The 17,247-nt window shown below is 31.3% G+C and carries 21 protein-coding genes; 12 read left to right on the top strand and 9 right to left on the bottom strand.

Annotation, left to right across the window (positions count from 1 at the left end):
• Positions 1-9: 9 nt before the first annotated feature.
• Genes lepB through IEW41_RS09585 form a run of 3 tightly spaced genes read left to right on the top strand, consistent with a single transcriptional unit; the run spans position 10 to position 2,922 of the window.
• Entirely contained in the window at positions 10-1,983 is a 1,974-nt protein-coding gene (gene lepB / locus IEW41_RS09595) for a signal peptidase I (protein WP_188606139.1), read from the top strand.
• Positions 1,961-2,617: a WbqC family protein gene (locus IEW41_RS09590; protein ID WP_308419850.1), complete on the top strand. Its 657-nt coding sequence runs from the start codon at positions 1,961-1,963 to the stop codon at positions 2,615-2,617. Before lepB ends, IEW41_RS09590 begins: the two co-directional genes overlap by 23 nt.
• Entirely contained in the window at positions 2,614-2,922 is a 309-nt protein-coding gene (locus tag IEW41_RS09585; protein ID WP_188606138.1) for a DUF6122 family protein, read from the top strand. The genes IEW41_RS09590 and IEW41_RS09585 overlap by 4 nt, the downstream gene beginning before the upstream one ends.
• Here IEW41_RS09585 and IEW41_RS09580 read toward each other — a convergent pair whose 3' ends face one another.
• The 8 genes from IEW41_RS09580 to IEW41_RS09545 all read right to left on the bottom strand — a co-directional run bounded on the left by IEW41_RS09580 (position 2,923) and on the right by IEW41_RS09545 (position 9,338).
• On the bottom strand, positions 2,923-3,945 hold the full coding sequence (locus tag IEW41_RS09580) for an endonuclease/exonuclease/phosphatase family protein (protein ID WP_188606137.1): 1,023 nt from the start codon (positions 3,943-3,945) through the stop codon (positions 2,923-2,925).
• 8 nt (positions 3,946-3,953) lie between these two features.
• Entirely contained in the window at positions 3,954-4,829 is an 876-nt protein-coding gene (locus IEW41_RS09575) for a rhomboid family intramembrane serine protease (RefSeq protein WP_188606136.1), read from the bottom strand.
• Positions 4,830-5,576, bottom strand: a complete 747-nt coding sequence (locus IEW41_RS09570; RefSeq protein WP_188606135.1) for a rhomboid family intramembrane serine protease — start codon at positions 5,574-5,576, stop codon at positions 4,830-4,832.
• Positions 5,577-5,585: 9 nt separating this feature from the next.
• Positions 5,586-7,436 carry a DNA mismatch repair endonuclease MutL gene (gene mutL, locus IEW41_RS09565; RefSeq protein WP_188606134.1) on the bottom strand — a complete coding sequence of 617 codons (1,851 nt, stop codon included), beginning with the start codon at positions 7,434-7,436 and terminating at the stop codon, positions 5,586-5,588.
• Positions 7,436-7,714, bottom strand: coding sequence for a riboflavin synthase subunit beta (locus IEW41_RS09560; protein ID WP_188606133.1), 279 nt, complete (start codon positions 7,712-7,714; stop codon positions 7,436-7,438). The genes mutL and IEW41_RS09560 overlap by 1 nt, the downstream gene beginning before the upstream one ends.
• A gap of 8 nt (positions 7,715-7,722) precedes the next feature.
• Positions 7,723-7,935 (bottom strand): hypothetical protein, encoded by a 213-nt coding sequence (locus tag IEW41_RS09555; RefSeq protein WP_188606132.1) that lies wholly within the window; start codon positions 7,933-7,935, stop codon positions 7,723-7,725.
• A gap of 149 nt (positions 7,936-8,084) precedes the next feature.
• Positions 8,085-8,570 (bottom strand): 6,7-dimethyl-8-ribityllumazine synthase, encoded by a 486-nt coding sequence (gene ribH / locus IEW41_RS09550; protein WP_188606131.1) that lies wholly within the window; start codon positions 8,568-8,570, stop codon positions 8,085-8,087.
• A gap of 3 nt (positions 8,571-8,573) precedes the next feature.
• Positions 8,574-9,338 carry a tetratricopeptide repeat protein gene (locus IEW41_RS09545; protein WP_188606130.1) on the bottom strand — a complete coding sequence of 255 codons (765 nt, stop codon included), beginning with the start codon at positions 9,336-9,338 and terminating at the stop codon, positions 8,574-8,576.
• 134 nt (positions 9,339-9,472) lie between these two features.
• Here IEW41_RS09545 and recF point away from each other — a divergent pair, with 134 nt between their 5' ends.
• From recF to IEW41_RS09510, 7 genes are all read left to right on the top strand, one after another.
• Complete coding sequence (recF, locus tag IEW41_RS09540; protein ID WP_188606129.1) at positions 9,473-10,552, top strand: DNA replication/repair protein RecF; 1,080 nt, start codon at positions 9,473-9,475, stop codon at positions 10,550-10,552.
• Positions 10,549-10,965 carry a lipocalin family protein gene (locus IEW41_RS09535; protein WP_188606128.1) on the top strand — a complete coding sequence of 139 codons (417 nt, stop codon included), beginning with the start codon at positions 10,549-10,551 and terminating at the stop codon, positions 10,963-10,965. The genes recF and IEW41_RS09535 overlap by 4 nt, the downstream gene beginning before the upstream one ends.
• Positions 10,965-11,264, top strand: a complete 300-nt coding sequence (locus IEW41_RS09530) for a DciA family protein (RefSeq protein WP_188606127.1) — start codon at positions 10,965-10,967, stop codon at positions 11,262-11,264. The genes IEW41_RS09535 and IEW41_RS09530 overlap by 1 nt, the downstream gene beginning before the upstream one ends.
• Before the next feature lie 78 nt (positions 11,265-11,342).
• Complete coding sequence (locus tag IEW41_RS09525) at positions 11,343-11,948, top strand: hypothetical protein (protein WP_188606126.1); 606 nt, start codon at positions 11,343-11,345, stop codon at positions 11,946-11,948.
• A 93-nt stretch (positions 11,949-12,041) separates the two neighbouring features.
• Entirely contained in the window at positions 12,042-13,532 is a 1,491-nt protein-coding gene (locus IEW41_RS09520) for a ComEC/Rec2 family competence protein (RefSeq protein WP_188606125.1), read from the top strand.
• 84 nt (positions 13,533-13,616) lie between these two features.
• Complete coding sequence (locus IEW41_RS09515; protein ID WP_188606124.1) at positions 13,617-14,792, top strand: MFS transporter; 1,176 nt, start codon at positions 13,617-13,619, stop codon at positions 14,790-14,792.
• 112 nt (positions 14,793-14,904) lie between these two features.
• Positions 14,905-15,096 (top strand): cold-shock protein, encoded by a 192-nt coding sequence (locus IEW41_RS09510; protein ID WP_188606123.1) that lies wholly within the window; start codon positions 14,905-14,907, stop codon positions 15,094-15,096.
• An 81-nt stretch (positions 15,097-15,177) separates the two neighbouring features.
• Here IEW41_RS09510 and IEW41_RS09505 read toward each other — a convergent pair whose 3' ends face one another.
• Positions 15,178-15,597 (bottom strand): nucleoside-diphosphate kinase, encoded by a 420-nt coding sequence (locus tag IEW41_RS09505; protein ID WP_188606122.1) that lies wholly within the window; start codon positions 15,595-15,597, stop codon positions 15,178-15,180.
• Positions 15,598-15,685: 88 nt separating this feature from the next.
• Between IEW41_RS09505 and IEW41_RS09500 the strand changes: the two genes are divergently transcribed.
• Positions 15,686-16,705, top strand: coding sequence for a DHH family phosphoesterase (locus IEW41_RS09500; RefSeq protein WP_188606121.1), 1,020 nt, complete (start codon positions 15,686-15,688; stop codon positions 16,703-16,705).
• Positions 16,702-17,247, top strand: coding sequence for a gliding motility-associated peptidyl-prolyl isomerase GldI (gldI, locus tag IEW41_RS09495; protein ID WP_188606120.1), 546 nt, complete (start codon positions 16,702-16,704; stop codon positions 17,245-17,247). Before IEW41_RS09500 ends, gldI begins: the two co-directional genes overlap by 4 nt.

The following is a 17,247-nucleotide window of genomic DNA, read 5'->3' as shown; positions in this document are numbered from 1 at the left end:
ATTATAATTATGACAATATCACAATGGTTAATATTTTTCTTGATTGTTCAAGTTATTCATGGCTTTGGAACATGGAAATTATATGTAAAAGCTGACAGAAAAGCTTGGGAAGCCTTTATTCCTGTTTACAATGCTGTTGTATTAATGAAAATAATTAACAGACCTTGGTGGTGGACATTCTTAATATTTGTACCTGTTGTTAATTTAATTATGTTTCCTGTAATCTGGGTAGAAACTGCCAGAAGTTTTGGAAAAAACACTGCAACAGATACACTCTTAGCTGTTGTTACTTTAGGTTTTTATAATTACTACTTAAATTATTTTGTAGATGTTGCACATGTTAAAGACAGAAGTTTACATCCTAAATCTGCCTTAGGAGATTGGGTAAGTTCTATATTATTTGCAATTGTTGCTGCGACTATAGTACATACTTATTTTATTCAACCTTTTACTATTCCAACTTCATCTTTAGAAAAAACATTATTAGTTGGCGACTTTTTGTTTGTAAGTAAAATGCATTATGGTCCAAGAATACCAATGACAACTGTAGCAGCTCCAATGGTTCATGATACAATTCCGTTTGCAAAAATAAAATCGTATTTATCTTATCCTGAGTTACCTTATATGAGAATTCCAGGATTTCAAAAAATAAAGCAAAACGATATTGTTGTTTTTAACTGGCCTGTTGATACTATGCTAGACATGAGACATACAGATAAGTTTTACTACAAACCAATTGATAAAAAGACAAATTATGTAAAACGTTGTGTTGGTCTTCCAGGAGATTCTCTTTCTATAAAAGATGGATACGTTTATATAAATGGTAAAAAGAATGAACTGCCAGACAGAAGTAAAATTCAGTTTTCTTACAATATAAAATTCAAAGGTCAGCTAAGTTCAATGAATCAGGTGTATGATATTTTAGATCGCTATGATATGACTGATGGACTTGGTTATGACGAAAAAAATGAAGCGTATATTATTCCTGCTGCAACTGAAGAAGCTGTTACTAAAGCAAAAAATCATCCGAACATTGAAAGTATAACTATAATTAAAGATTCATTAGGTCGTAGAGATGCTGGAATTTTCCCAATGGATGCTGGATATAATTGGAATAATGATTATTTCGGTCCAATGTACATTCCTGAAGAAGGAAAAACTATAAACTTAACTGTTGAGAATTTACCATTATATAAGCGCATTATTTCAACTTATGAAGGTCATGAACTATCTGTTAATGGTAATCAAATTAGTATTGATGGTAAAGTAACTAACTCTTATACTTTTAAACAGAACTACTATTGGATGATGGGAGACAATCGTCACAACTCACAAGACTCTAGAGTTTGGGGATTTGTTCCTTTTGACCATGTTGTTGGTAAACCTGTATTTATTTGGATGAGTTGGGATGCCAACAAAAAACCACGTTGGGATAGATTTTTTACAACAGTTGGTGGTAGTGGTAAACCTTCTTCTTTATTCATTCCCTTTTTGATTTTATTGATAGTGTATGTAGGCTTTAATCAATGGATGAAGAAATATAAAGCAAAAAATAAAGCTTTTAACAATACAACTTTAATAGATTCAGATAAAGAATATGCTTCTATATCTGATAGAATTAAAGCCGCAGTAATTGATTCAATAATAATAATAATAGCGATGTATAGTATATCTGAAATTTTTACACATTTTGAATCAGTAACAAATGTTGTGAAAATTATAGTTTCAATACTAATATTCTTGCTTTATGATCCATTATTTACAAGTTTTAATGGTGGAACAATAGGACATACAATTGCTAAAATTAGTGTTCGAAAGGATAATGAAGCGGATAAATATATTTCACTACCTCTTGCTATCCTTCGTTTTATCTTTAAAGCACTTCTAGGCTGGCTTTCACTTTTAACAATTTCTGGTAATGAAAATAAAAAAGCGATTCATGATTTAATTGCTAAGTCAATTGTTATTAGGAAAAAAGATTGATTTAGTAATGCTAAATGTTTTGCTACATCCAACTTATTTTCCTAGCATAGCAACTTTTGTGGCCATTGCCAATGCAGAAAAAGTAATCTTAGAGGTTTGTGATAATTACCAAAAACAAACCTACAGAAACAGGATGTTTATTTATGATGCTAATGGTAAATTACCATTAACAATTCCTGTAGTTTATTCGCAAAAAAACAGACAGCTATATAAAGATATTGTAATCTCAGAAGATGAAAACTGGCAAGATTTACATTGGAAATCAATTCAGTCGGCTTATAGTAACTCACCTTTTTTTGAGTTTTATGAAGACGATATAAAACATTTATATACCTCAAAATTTAAATTCCTTTTAGACTTTAATTTTAAGTGCTTAGAAGCAGTTTACGAATGTTTACAAATACCATTAAAATACAAGACTACTGAAGTATTTAATAAAACATTAGACAACCAATATGATTGCAGATTTTTGGTTGACAATAGAAAAGAAATCCCTCAAGATTTTAAACCTTATGTTCAGGTGTTTGATGACAAGCATGGTTTTATTCCTAATCTAAGTATTTTAGATTTAATTTGTAATGAAGGTCCTAATGCAATGATGTATCTAGAATCTCAACAACTTCAGTTACAATGATACAATCAATAGTTCATTACGGAATTCATTTTTTATTGCCATTAGCCATTGCTTTAATTTTCTTTAAAAGCCATTGGAAGTTTGCTTTTTTTGTAATGATTTGCGGAATGTTAATAGACCTAGATCACTTACTTGCAACACCAATTTTTGACCCAAATAGATGTAGTATAAACTTTCATCCGCTACACACCTACTACGCCTTGTGTGCATACTTACTAATGCTATTTTTTAAAAAAACTAGGCTCTTAGGAATAGGTTTGGTAATACATATTATAGCAGACACAGTAGATTGCCTAATGATGTAATTATTTTAATTTCACCTTTGCCATTATAGGATAATGATCTGAAAGCACAACATCAAAAGTTTTAAAGCTATTGACTTCAAAAGCATCATCAACTAAAAGAAAATCTATTCGAACAGGGAAAAATCTAATATCATAAGTCCTACCAAATGCATTACCAGCTTCTACAAAGGCATCTTGCAAATCTCCTTTTATTTCCTTGTAAACATAAGAGTAAGCTGTATTATTAAAATCGCCACAAATAATCATTTTATAAGGACATTTACTTTTATGCTCTAAAAATTGCTCAGCTTGCAATTGTTGCATAGTAAAAGTTTTACTAACTCTTCTATATAAATTTTCAGAGGTTTCATTCTTTAATGCATCAGCATTAGCATCAATCTTCATCGACTGAAGATGTACGTTATAAACTCTAATGGTATCTTTGTTTTTAACAATATCAACATAAATAGCATTATTGAAAGAGTTAGGAAATTCAATTGAACCAGAATTTATAATCGGAAATTTTGAAAAAATAGCTTGTCCGTTTTTAACTTTCTGTCCTGAGATAACTTCAAATTTTTCGTAACCTGAAAGGTTAATATCTTCATCTCTTCGATACTCTTGAATACTTAAAATATCTGGTTGCTTTTCATTAATAAAATCTACAATTTTCTGATCAACATTTTCCTCTTTAATCCATTTAAAAACATTAAATAAACGCACGTTATAGTTCATTACTTTAATGTTATTTTCATCTTCTATGTTTTTTGAAGACGAAAATTTATATAACGGACTTAAGAAGATAAACCCAACAAATAAAATTATTAATGACAGCAGTAATTGTTTTTTAACTTGAAGAAGCCAGTAAATTAAAAACAGAATATTTAAGATTATTAAAAAAGGAACCGACAGACTCAAAACAGATAAAAAAGCAAACTTTTTTGGCTCAACATATGGCAACACATAAGCCAGCAACAACATTGTAGCAGCAAATGAGTTTAAAAAGAAAACTATCTTATTTAAAAAAAGCACTAGTTTCTTCATATCGTGTTTTAATCTTTTCCAGCCTTAAACAGAAATTCTTTTTCCTCTTTAGTTAAACTTTCATAACCACTTTTACTAATCTTATCTAAAATGAGATCAATCTGTTTTTGTTTATTAAACTCATTAAATTCGGTTTTAGTATGGCCTGCAACTTTATTAGATTTGCTTTTGTATACAGCCTTTAATGGCGATTTCTTGTTTGCCCTAAATAGATTAGACACCCAATCTGTAAAGCGTTCAAAACCTTTACCTATATCTGTCCCTTTTTGAAGTTGTGTAGCATATAAATAGCCAAGCAAACTTCCTCCAAGGTGAGCGATACTTCCTCCTTGATTAAGACTAAAAAGACCCATGATATCTATAACAACTAATGCCACACCTAAATACCAAAGTTTAATATTAAAAGCAATTAATCTAACTTCTGTTTGAGGCATATAAGAACACAAAAAAATCAATAATGCTCTCACACCTGCAGATGCGCCAACCAAAACAGTAACTACACTCACCATGCTTTTAGGAAGCACATTATACACCAATAAAAAGGCAAGTCCTCCAAAAATAATTCCTAAAAAATAAATATTAAGAGCCATTTTGGGATTAAAGAGGTTAAGCATTAAACGTGATACAAAGTATAGCACAATCATATTAAACAAGATGTGCAAAAACCCGTAATGAGCAAAACCATAGGTAATAATGGTCCATGGCTTATATAAAAAATCAAAAAAATCTGAAGGAAGTTCCAGCCAAAATAAGCTACTACTATGTAAAAGAAATTGTTTAGCAATAAACCCAATTACAAAAACCAAGACATTAATCGCTATAATTTTTTCTAAAACATTTAAGCGACCTAATTTATGTTGTATGTCTTGTTTAAGTGATGTCATTTAGTTCCAGCGATATTTATCGAATTGATTTTTTTTCCAAATCCACATAAGTATAAACCCTGTTAATGCACCACCAATATGTGCAACATAAGCAGTATTATTAGGGCTAAATATTGATTGTCCTGTAATTGCAGAAAATAAATCTAAAGCTATAATTCCAGGGATAAAATACTTTGCTTTAATAGGTATAGGTAAAAATATGAGCATTAATTTAGATTCTGGATATAACATACCAAATGCTACTAGAAGTCCCATAATCGCTCCAGAAGCACCAACCATTGACGAATGAAAAATTTCAAACATGCTCTGAAGTTGAAGCTGTTGTGCAGCAGATATTCCTCCCAACAATTTATTTGTTGATAGCATTTGTTTGATTTCACCAGAAGTTATTCCAGAAGCAATTAAATCTGCTTCTAATGGAAGGTATTTAAAAAAATAAAAACCAATCATTATTGTTGCAGCTCCAAGTCCAGATAGAAAATAAAAAATAATGAATTTTTTGGCTCCAAAAACCTGTTCTACTGCTGTACCAAACATCCATAACGCTAGCATATTAAAAGCAATATGCATAATATCTCCATGCATAAACATATGTGTTACAAATTGCCAAGGTTGAAACAAATCATTCTTTGGAAAATGCAGTGAAAACCAATTATAAAAAATTCCATTACCAATTGTTGATGCTCCAATAAACATCAACACATTGATAATTAACAGGTGTTTTACAGTATCTGTTATTCCTCTCATAATAAATTATTACATAAATTTTTTATCTAATTCTTCAACATCAATAGTTACAAATGTTGTTCTATTGGTTGGCGAAACATTAGGTTCTTTACAAGCAAATAAACTATTTACTAAATGTTCTTGCTCGCTATTGGTTAACGATTGTCCTGTTTTTATTGCTAAGCTCTTAGCCATCGATTTAGCTAATAAATCGGTTGCACTAAAATTACTATCTGGCACTTCTTGTTCTACATCACTTATAAGTTGCTCAAGTATTATAGACACCTCACTATCTGGAACATTAACTGGAACTCCAATAATATCTATACTCTCTTTATTAAAATTAGAAAAAATAAAACCAGTAGCTTCTAAATCTTCTTTTAATTGCTTTAAAATTGTTAACTCTGTTGGTGTAAAATGTAGCTCCAATGGAAACAACAACTGCTGACTTACAGCTTCTTTTATTGTCATGCTCTTCAACAGATTTTCATATAAAATACGTTGATGTGCTCTATGCTGATCGATAAGTAGCATTCCAGATTTTATTGTGCTTACAATATATTTATTATGAAGCTGATAAGTGCTATAAGTTGCTTCTGATGCTGAATCGTTTTTAAATAGTGATTCCGTTTTCTCTTCGCTTTCAAATTCTACTTCACTAAAATCTTGCTCTTCTCTTGTACTTTTAGATTCTAAACCAACATAAATACTGTCCCAATTATTAAGTGTTTGTTTCTTAAATGCAGTTGTTTGTTTCCCAGATACATTATGGTCTGCAAACGGGTTATAATTTCTATCTACTTCAATAGTTGGTGTTGATGCAGTTTTATCTTTATAATCGTAAGGTGTATCTAAATTTGTATCGTACTCAAAATCTAACACAGGAGCAATATTAAATTGCCCTAAACTATGCTTTACAGAAGAACGCAAAATAGCATATAATGTATGCTCATCATCGAACTTAATTTCAGTTTTTGTTGGATGAATATTAATATCGATAGATTTTGGGTCTACCGTTAAATTTAAAAAATATGTTGGATGGCTGCCATCTTTCATTAACCCATCAAAAGCTGAGTTTATGGCATGATTAAGGTATGCACTTTTTATAAATCGGTTATTGACAAAAAAGAACTGTTCTGCTTTAGTTCGTTTGGCAAATTGTGGTTTACCAACAAATCCAGAAATTTTTAAAACATCAGTGGTCTCTTCAACTGGCACAAGCTTTTCATTGGTTTTATTTCCAAAGATATTTACTACGCGTTGACGATAATTACTTTCTGGTAAATTAAACATCTCACTTCCGTTGTGATACATTGCAAATGAAATTGTTGGATGCGCCAAAGCAACACGATGAAACTCATCAATAATATGACGCATCTCTACAGTGTTCGATTTTAAGAAATTTCGTCGTGCTGGAATATTAAAAAACAAATGTTTTACCGAGATAGATGTTCCTTTTGGTGTAACTACAATATCTTGTGATACTACATCACTACCTTCAATAGTAATTTGAGTTCCTAACTCATCTTGCTCTTGTTTCGTTTTTAGCTCAACATGAGCAATTGCAGCAATACTCGCTAGGGCTTCGCCTCTAAATCCTTTTGTATGTAGACTGAATAAATCTTCGGCTGAACGAATTTTAGATGTAGCATGACGTTCAAAACTTAAACGTGCATCTGTGGCACTCATCCCTTTACCATTATCGATAACCTGAATTAACGTTTTGCCAGCATCCTTAACAATAAGTTTTATTAAAGTAGCATCAGCATCTATAGCGTTTTCTAGTAACTCTTTTACAACAGAAGCTGGTCGTTGAACCACTTCTCCTGCAGCAATTTGATTAGCAACATGATCTGGTAAGAGTTGAATGATGTCTGCCATTAGCGGTTTGGTAGAAATATAGACAAGTCGAATTCAATTAATAGCAAAAAAATTAAAATTAAAATACCAGCTATAATATAAATCCTCTTATTTACAGATTTATCAGGCGATTTGTAATCGTCCATAGCATTTAAGAATTTTGTTTTTATTCCTTTATTATCAATAGATTTACGGAAGTCGTCAAATTTATGTTTTACTTCGTAAGGATTCCCTTCTCCTTTGTAATAACGAGGAGTGTAATCAAATTTTTTATTCTTTCTTAACTTAAAAATACCCATGATTTTGCTTATTCGTAGCGTCCTAAAACGTACATTAATACAATAACAGATATCAAAAACAAGACCAAAAATATGGGTGAAGTAAAAATGCTACTTCTTCGTTTATTAGTTGGTTTAAGCTCTTCCCATTTAGACCTAAAATCTTCTTTTAATGGCTCAACCGTTTCCTTTTGATATCTTGGCTTATAATTAAATCTCTTATTTTTATTTGATAAGTTCACCGAATAATTTTAGGCTTAGTAATAGTTCAAATGTACTTAAAATACAAGGAAAAACCACTTTTCAATTCCTAAAAATTGTTAACAAATAGCTCTAAATTACTAGCTAGAATGATGAAGTGAGAATAAAATTAAAGTGTAAAGTACTTTATTTAAGCGTTTTTGCGCAATACAGCCATTTTTATAGCGGCAACAGCAGCCTCAACACCTTTGTTACCATGTTTTCCACCTGCACGATCAATTGATTGTTGCATTGTATTATCGGTTAAAACACAAAAAATAACAGGAGTTTCACTCTTAACATTTAAGTCTTTTATGCCTTGAGAAACAGCATCACAAACAAAATCGAAATGTTTAGTTTCTCCTTGTATAACACAACCAATAGCAATCACAGCATCGACCAACTGGTCTTGCATTTTTTTACTTCCGTAAATCAGCTCGTAGCTTCCTGGCACATGCCAAATAACGATATTTTGTGGTAATACTCCGTGTTCTACTAAAGTATCAAAAGCACCTTTATAAAGATTGCCTGTTATGTTTTCATTCCATTCAGAAACAACAATCCCAAACCGAAATTGCTTCGCGTTTGGGATTGAATTTTTATCGTATTCTGATAGATTTTGATTTTTGGTAGCCATAAATTATAGACTTGCCTCTGCTCTACCTATAAACACATCAATATTAGATGCTTCAGCTGAAGCAGGGAATTCTTTTTTAATTCTGTTATAATATTTTAAAGCTTTATCTGCTTTTCCTAATGAGTAAGCAACATTTGCAGCTTTAAACAAATACATTGGAGTTGTAAACTCATTTGTTTTCATTTCAGCAGCAGTTTCGTAATATCCTAAAGCCTCATCTGGCTGGTTTAACTGCACAAAAGCATCTCCAATACCTCCTTTAGCAATAGGACCTAACATTTCGTCATCACTAGAAAAATCACCTAAATACTTTACAGCATTTTTGTAATCTTTTAAATTTAAATAAGACATTCCAGCATAGTAGTTAGCTAAATTAGCAGCAGGAGTTCCGCTATACTCTTCAACAATATCAATCATTCCAAATTTTCCTTCACCACCATTTAAAGCTAAAGTAAATAAAGAATCTTTTTCTTGAGAGTTAACCGCTTGGTCAAAATACTGTTGTGCTGTATACATCTCATTCATAGCTTCGCTAGCTTTAGGCTCTGCAACAAATTTTTTGTAACCTAAATATCCTAACACAAGTGCTGCAATAACTCCAACACCAATCATAATGTATTTTTGATTTCTTACAGCCCATTCTTCTGTTTTAGAAGCAGATTGGTCTAATGTATTAAATACTTCTGCTGTTGTAGAGTTTTGCTCTAAAGCATCAACTTTCTCTTCTTGCGTTTTTGGTTTATAACCTCTTTTCTTATACGTTGCCATAAATTGTCTTTTTGTGCGCCGCAAAAATAAAATTTTTATTGGTATTTAAAAGGTAAATTATTTGTTATTTTTCAATAATTTGCACATCCTTTAAAATTAAGGCTAAATAAAGTACGTGCTACATAGTTTCATTTATGAATTTAAACACCCTTTCTCTTATCAATTACAAGAATTTTGACAGTCAAACCTTCGAGTTCGACTCCAAAATTAATTGCTTTGTTGGTGCTAATGGTGTTGGGAAAACTAATGTTTTAGATGCAATATATCATCTGTCCTTTGGTAAAAGCTATTTTAATCCGATAGCAACCCAAAATATAAAGCATGACGAAGATTTTTTTGTTGTCGATGGTGTTTTTGAAAAAGAAGATAGAACCGAAAAAATTGTAGTCTCGCTAAAAAAAGGTCAAAAAAAACTAATAAAGCGCAATGGTAAGCCTTATGAAAAGTTTAGTGATCATATAGGTTTTATACCTTTAGTAATGATCTCACCAGCAGATAGAGATTTAATTATTGAAGGAAGCGAAACTAGGCGTAAGTTTATAGACAGTGTGATTTCGCAAAGCGATAAAAACTACCTCAACAATCTCATAAATTATAATAAGGTATTATCGCAACGAAATGCTTTATTAAAATATTTTGCGTTAAACAACACCTTTAACGCACAAACTTTACAAGTTTATAATGAACAATTACAAACTTACGGAACCGAAATTTTTAATACTCGTCATGTGTTTTTAGAAACCTTTATTCCAATTTTTAAGCAACGTTATGACGCTATTAGTAATAATAAAGAAGATGTAAGTTTAAGTTATAAAAGCGATTTGTTTGATAACGATTTAAACACGCTTTTAAAAGAAAATATTAATAAAGACAAAGCTTTACAATACACAAGTGTTGGCATTCACAAAGACGATTTAAACTTTGAAATAGACACATTTCCAATTAAAAAATTTGGTAGCCAAGGTCAGCAAAAGTCATTTTTAGTCGCTTTAAAATTGGCACAATTCGATTTTATTAAACAACAAAGTGGTGTACCTCCTATTTTGCTTTTAGATGATATTTTTGATAAATTAGATGAAAACAGAGTGGCTCAAATAATAGAGTTGGTAGACAATAAACATTTCGGACAGTTATTTATTAGCGATACACATGCCGACAGAACCGAAAATGTTGTAAAACAAACACATCAATCTTATAAAATATTCAAACTGTGAGAAAAGTATTTTTATTACTAGCATTAGGAATAATTTTTAGCTGTTCAAAAGATCCTGAAACTCTAATTACACATTTAAATGGTTATTGGGAAATTGATGAAGTTACACTTCCTGATGGTACTAAACGAGATTATAATTACAACGATACCATCGATTTTTTAAGCATTAATGATAGTTTAACAGGTTTTAGAAAAAAAATGAAGCCAAATTTTGATGGCAGTTTCTCAACTTCAAATGATGCAGAAGCATTAAAAATAGTTATTGAAAATGACAGCTTAAATATATACTACAAAACTCCTTATTCTGAATGGAAAGAAACTGTTTTAGATGCTACTGAAGATAAACTTCTCATTCAAAATAAAGATAAATTAATCTACCTTTATAAACGTTACGAACCTCTAGTAATTGAATAATGTCTAAACGCCGAAATAACGACCACTTACCTATCAGTGACATCATTAAAGATTTTGTTGATACAAATCGCTTACAAACAGGTTTAGATAAGGTTAATGTGCAAGATGCTTGGGCGCAAATGATGGGAAATGGCGTTAATAATTACACAACTGCAGTACAATTAGAGCGCGATACACTTTATGTACAATTAAGCTCTAGTGTGCTTCGAGAGGAATTGAGTTATGGCAAAGACAAAATAATTACTATGCTTAATGAAGCTATTGGAAAAGAGGTAATTAAAAAGTTAGTACTTCGGTAATGTCTTAATTTTTTTTGTTTTTTAATTAAACAAAGACTACTTTAGATTTGTAATTAGTTAACAATCTGATATTTACACATGTCTAAAGATAAAAAAACAACCAAAGACAAAAACACTTTTAATGAATTATTAGTTGTTGAATACCAAGAACTCTGTAGTAATGTGCGCACGTTTTGGAACTTTAGGATAACCATTTTAGGATTCTCAATTACTATTATTGGAGTATTGTTCACTCACCTTATTAAACCACAATTTCTTCAAAAGTTAACTCTTGAGATATGCTTAATGTTCATCATTTTTGCCTTAATAAAAACGATGATATCATTAACTAGACATTTGGTAGTTTATAGCTTACGATTAAAGGAAATTGAAGTTGTTGTTGGTTCAAATTCATTCTGGACAAGATGGGGAAAGTATTTAAAAGACAACTCTAAAGACAGTAATTCAAAAACTATTTCTATTATTGTAAACATCATAAACATTGTTGTAAGTGTCTTTATCCTATTCATCAATTGTATGGAGTTTACTATGGTTAACAGTCAGACTGAAAAAATTATTCTTATTGTTGTTTCTCTTTTTGTTATTACTTGCTCGATCTACAATTTTGTTCAACTAAACAAATATCTCAATCCAACTAATCATTGGAAAGACATAAAAGACGAGTGGAATAAAACCAAATCTTAACAAGTATAAAACTCTAAAAATTACGTAGTTCTACGTATTGTTTGGCTTTTTATAGAGTTGTATCTTTCCTCTACTTTTTAAAAGTCTTCAATCATGGCGAACACAATCAAATATCTTAATGTCGAAAAAGCCAAGCTTTACAAAGACAGCAACAGCAACACAGAACTTATGGAACTCCTTTGGGGAGATCGAGTAGAGCTAGTATCTAACACCAAAGTTAATGGTCGGTACAAAGTTAATGCACGTTGGGCAAATAATGCTTATATAGATGCAGATGTATTGGGTGACACTTCTTTACTAGAACTTTATTTTATTGATGTAGGTCAAGGTGATGGCGTACTCATTGTTACACCAGATCGCAAGCATATACTTATTGATGGTGGCTACAAACGCTCAAAACAACCTCATGGTAAGAGTGCAGCCGACTTTGTCGATTGGAAGTTTAAAAAAGAATACAAGCAAAACACCATTGAACTCGATGCTATGATTTGCTCTCATTGCGATGCAGATCATTATGGCGGTTTATGGGATTTAATAAACCCTGACGAACGCGAAAAAAAAGAGCTCGATACTACAAAAACCAATGTAAAAAACTTTTATCACGCTGGAATTTCTTGGTGGAAGAATGCTGAAAAATCTCGATTTTTAGGCACTGAAAAAGATGGCGCCATGTACGATTTACTTACTGGTAAAACATCAATAAAAAACGGATTAAAAGCCTCAGCGAGTTTAAAACTGCAAGGTGAATGGGCTAACTTTTTAAATTGTATTGTTGAGACCGATGCAAAAATTGAGCGCTTATCATATAACCCAAAAAAGAACTTTGATTACTTACCAGGTTTTGAAGCAAATCAACCTACATCTATAAAAGTTCTTGGGCCAATAGAGACTACTATAGATGGACAAGCAACTTTAAAAGATTTAGGAACTTATGACAAAAACACCAATGGTAATTCTGTTTTATTACGAGTAGATTATGGCAGAAGCCGAATTTTACTCACAGGTGATTTAAACAAAAAAAGTCAGCGACATATTATTGAATCGTTATCAGGAAATAAAATTGAACTGGCAGCAGATGTTGTAAAAGCTTGCCATCATGGAAGCGATGATTGCTCTTACGAATTTTTGCAATACGTTAACGCAGCTGCAACAGTTATTTCATCTGGTGACGATGAAACACATGCGCATCCTCGACCAAATATTGTAGCAGCTTCTGGTGTAACAGGGTTTCAAAAAATTGAAAACGACGAAATGGTAACACCGCTTATCTATAGCACAGAAATATCGCGAAGTTTAAAAATTGGCGATCCTTATGAGGTAAACTCAAAAGATTATGATACAGCAGATGGAAAAATAGATGTACTATTAACTAACGAGGCTAAAACCAATATTCGCTATAAACACACCTCATCTGGAGCTCTTAATCCAACAGATAAAAGCAAAACCATGAACAGGCTTAAAGTAGTTGATGGAATAGTTTATGGTTTAGTAAATGTTCGTACAGATGGACATAAAATACTATGCGCTACACTTAATGAAGGTAAAAGCAAGTGGGAAATAAAAACGTTTTATTCGAGGTTTTAAGTATTTACTTTTTTATTTTTTGTCTAAAAATAACATTAAAATAAATTCATTTCAACTAACTTTAATCCAAACAAAAACTAGCCTTTGAAACACATTAGCAAAAGCGTTTGGATTTTATCTCTTATCAGCTTATTTACTGATACAGCTAGTGAAATGTTGTATCCTATTATGCCTATCTACCTAAAAAGTATAGGTTTTACAGTTTTACTTATTGGTATTTTAGAAGGATTTGCCGAAGCTATTGCAGGCTTAAGCAAGGGTTACTTTGGTAAACGAAGTGATAATAGTGGTAAGCGAGTTCCTTTTGTACAATTGGGTTACGCGTTTAGTGCGATTTCAAAACCAATGATGGCAATGTTTATATATCCATTATGGATATTTTTTGCACGAACTATTGATAGACTAGGAAAAGGTATTCGCACTGGAGCCAGAGATGCATTATTATCTGATGAAGCTACACCTCAAACTAAAGCAAAAGTCTTCGGGTTTCATCGCTCTATGGATACGTTAGGTGCTGTTTTAGGACCTGCATTAGCACTACTCTATTTGTACTATTATCCTGAAGATTATAAAACTTTATTTTTTATAGCTTTTGTTCCTGGACTCTTTGCAATTATAGCTTCCTTTTATCTAAAAGAAAAAAAGCAAGAGATTAAAATTAAAAAGAAAACCAGCTTCTTTTCGTTTTTAAACTACTGGAAACAAAGCCCTTCTTCTTACAGAAAACTTGCTATTGGTTTATTAGCTTTTACACTATTTAATAGTAGTGATGTGTTTTTGCTTCTTAAAGCTAAGGATGCTGGTTTGGATGATACTTCTATAATTGGTGTTTACATTTTTTATAATCTTATTTATGCTTTATTTGCGTTTCCAATCGGGATTTTAGCAGATAAAATAGGACTTAAAAAAGTATTCATTTTTGGTTTATCACTATTTGCCATTGTTTATTTTGGCATGGCAACTAATACAAATTTATATGTGTTTTTTGGGTTATTCTTTCTGTATGGTGTTTACGCAGCTGCAACAGAAGGCATTTCAAAGGCTTGGATTAGCAATATTTGTGATAAAAAAGATACTGCAACAGCAATAGGTACTTTTTCTGCTTTTCAGAGTATTTGTACTATGCTAGCTAGCGCATTAGCAGGATTTATCTGGTTCACTTTTGGAGCTTCAATAATTTTTATAGTTACAGGAATAGCCACGTTAATTATTATTATTTACTTAATGTACTCTGTAAGACACTCTATTCCAAATAAATAACTTATTTATATTTTTCTGCCTTTTTAACAAGAAAAACAAAAAAAAATAGCTAATTAAATTTTATGGTACTATATTTGATTTATCAAACACAATTAATTTAATATTTATTACAATGAGTAAAGGAACAGTAAAATTTTTCAATGATGCCAAAGGATTTGGTTTTATTGTTGAAGAAGGAAACAACAAAGAACATTTTGTTCACATTTCTGGATTAATCGACGAAATTCGCGAAGGCGATGAAGTTGAATTCGAATTGAAAGAAGGAAAAAAAGGATTAAACGCAGTAAACGTAAAAGTAATTTAACATATACTCACAAACTTTTTTAAATGTAAAAACCTGCAACTTTCGTTGCAGGTTTTTTTATAGTTATAACTAAAGTAAGTCTTAAAACATTTCTCTTCCAGAAAAATGGAAAGCACTTTCAATAGCAGCATTTTCATCACTATCACTTCCGTGTACAGCATTCTCTCCAATAGAAGCAGCATATAATTTACGGATTGTTCCTTCAGCAGCATCAGCAGGATTTGTAGCTCCAATTAAAGTTCTAAAATCTTCAACAGCATTATCTTTTTCTAACACAGCAGCAACAATTGGTCCGCGTGTCATGTATTCTACTAATTCACCAAAAAACGGACGCTCTTTATGTATTGCATAAAATGCTTGAGCATCAGCAGTTGTCATTTGAGTTAATTTTAATGCTACAATTCTAAAACCTGAAGCATTAATTTTTTCTAATATTGCACCAACGTGTCCTTTTTCAACAGCGTCTGGCTTAAGCATTGTAAATGTTCTATTCGTTGCCATTTGTTTATTTTAAATTTGCTGCAAAAGTAATGCATTTCTTAACAAAAACAATAGAAACCAATATTAAAAAATTGTATCTTCGCTGCTTATGACAACAGACGATATTAATAACATAAAGCAGCTTTTAACAACTCCAAAACACATTGTGATAATACCTCACAAAAATCCAGATGGTGATGCTATTGGCTCTACTCTAGGTTTATACCACTATCTTATAAAGCAAAATCATATTACAACTGTTATTGCTCCAAATGATTATCCAGATTTTTTAAAATGGATGCCAAAACAAGACAAAATTGTGATTTTTGAAAGCGATAGAAAAAATGCTGAAGACTTAATACAAAAGGCTAATTTAATTTTCACTTTAGATTTTAATGCTTTACACAGAACAGGTGACGAAATGGAAGCTATTTTAACAGCAAATAAGTCTACAAAAATTATGATAGATCATCATCAACAACCAGACGATTATGCGGCATTTACTTATTCTGATGTAAGCATGTCATCTACTTGTGAGATGGTTTACAATTTTATTGAAATGCTTGGTGATAAAGATAAAATTGATGCCAATATTGCTACTTGCTTATATGCAGGTATTATGACAGATACAGGTTCTTTCCGTTTTGCATCAACAACAAGCAGAACACATCACGTGGTTGCTAATTTAATTGACAAAGGTGCAAATAGTGCAGCCATACATAATGCTATATTTGATACTAATAGTTATGAGCGAATGCAACTTTTAGGGTGTGCTTTAAGTAACCTAAAAGTTATTCCCGAATTGCGAACTGCCTATATAACATTATCACAAGAAGAACTAAATAAATTCAACTTTAAAAAAGGAGATACCGAAGGTTTTGTTAATTATGGATTGTCATTAGACAATGTTGTTTTTGCTGTAATTTTTATTGAACACAAACAGGAAGGCATTATTAAAATTTCATTACGTAGCAAAGGTGACTTTTCAGTGAACGAATTCTCAAGAGCACATTTTGAAGGTGGTGGACATACCAATGCAGCAGGTGGTAAAAGCGATTTAAATTTAAACGATACTGTTGAAAAATTTATTAGTATATTGCCTAGCTATAAAGAAGCTTTAAATCTATGATAAGACCTATAATCATATTACTTCTACTCATAAACGTGGTAAGTTGTAAATCACCAGAAGCAAGACGACCTATATCTCAAAAAACAGGCTCGTTTATTAATGCTTCCGTTGAAAGAAACAAAAAACTCAACAAAAAAGAGCAAGATATCATCCAAGGTATTATAAAAAATGACACGCTAAACAAATACCTTCCTTCAGAAAGTGGATTTTGGTATTACTATAATGTAAAAGTAGAACAAGATACTATCACTGCAAAATTTGGTGATATTGTTAATTTTGATTACAACGTAAAAGATTTTAATAAAAGTGTGATTTATTCTGATGAAGACATAAAACCACAAGACTACTCAATGGATAAAGAAGAATTATTCACTGGTTTAAGAGAAGGATTAAAACTTATGAAACCAGGAGAAACAGTTACCTTTTTATTCCCATCTCAAAAAGCCTATGGTTACTATGGTGACACTAATAGAATTGGCACAAACACTCCATTAATTTGTGAAGTAACTGTAAACTCAATAACAAAAACCCAAAACGATTAA

Source organism: Aquaticitalea lipolytica (genome assembly GCF_014641635.1).
Lineage (GTDB): Bacteria > Bacteroidota > Bacteroidia > Flavobacteriales > Flavobacteriaceae > Aquaticitalea > Aquaticitalea lipolytica.
This window is presented reverse-complemented; position numbering and strand designations above follow the sequence as displayed.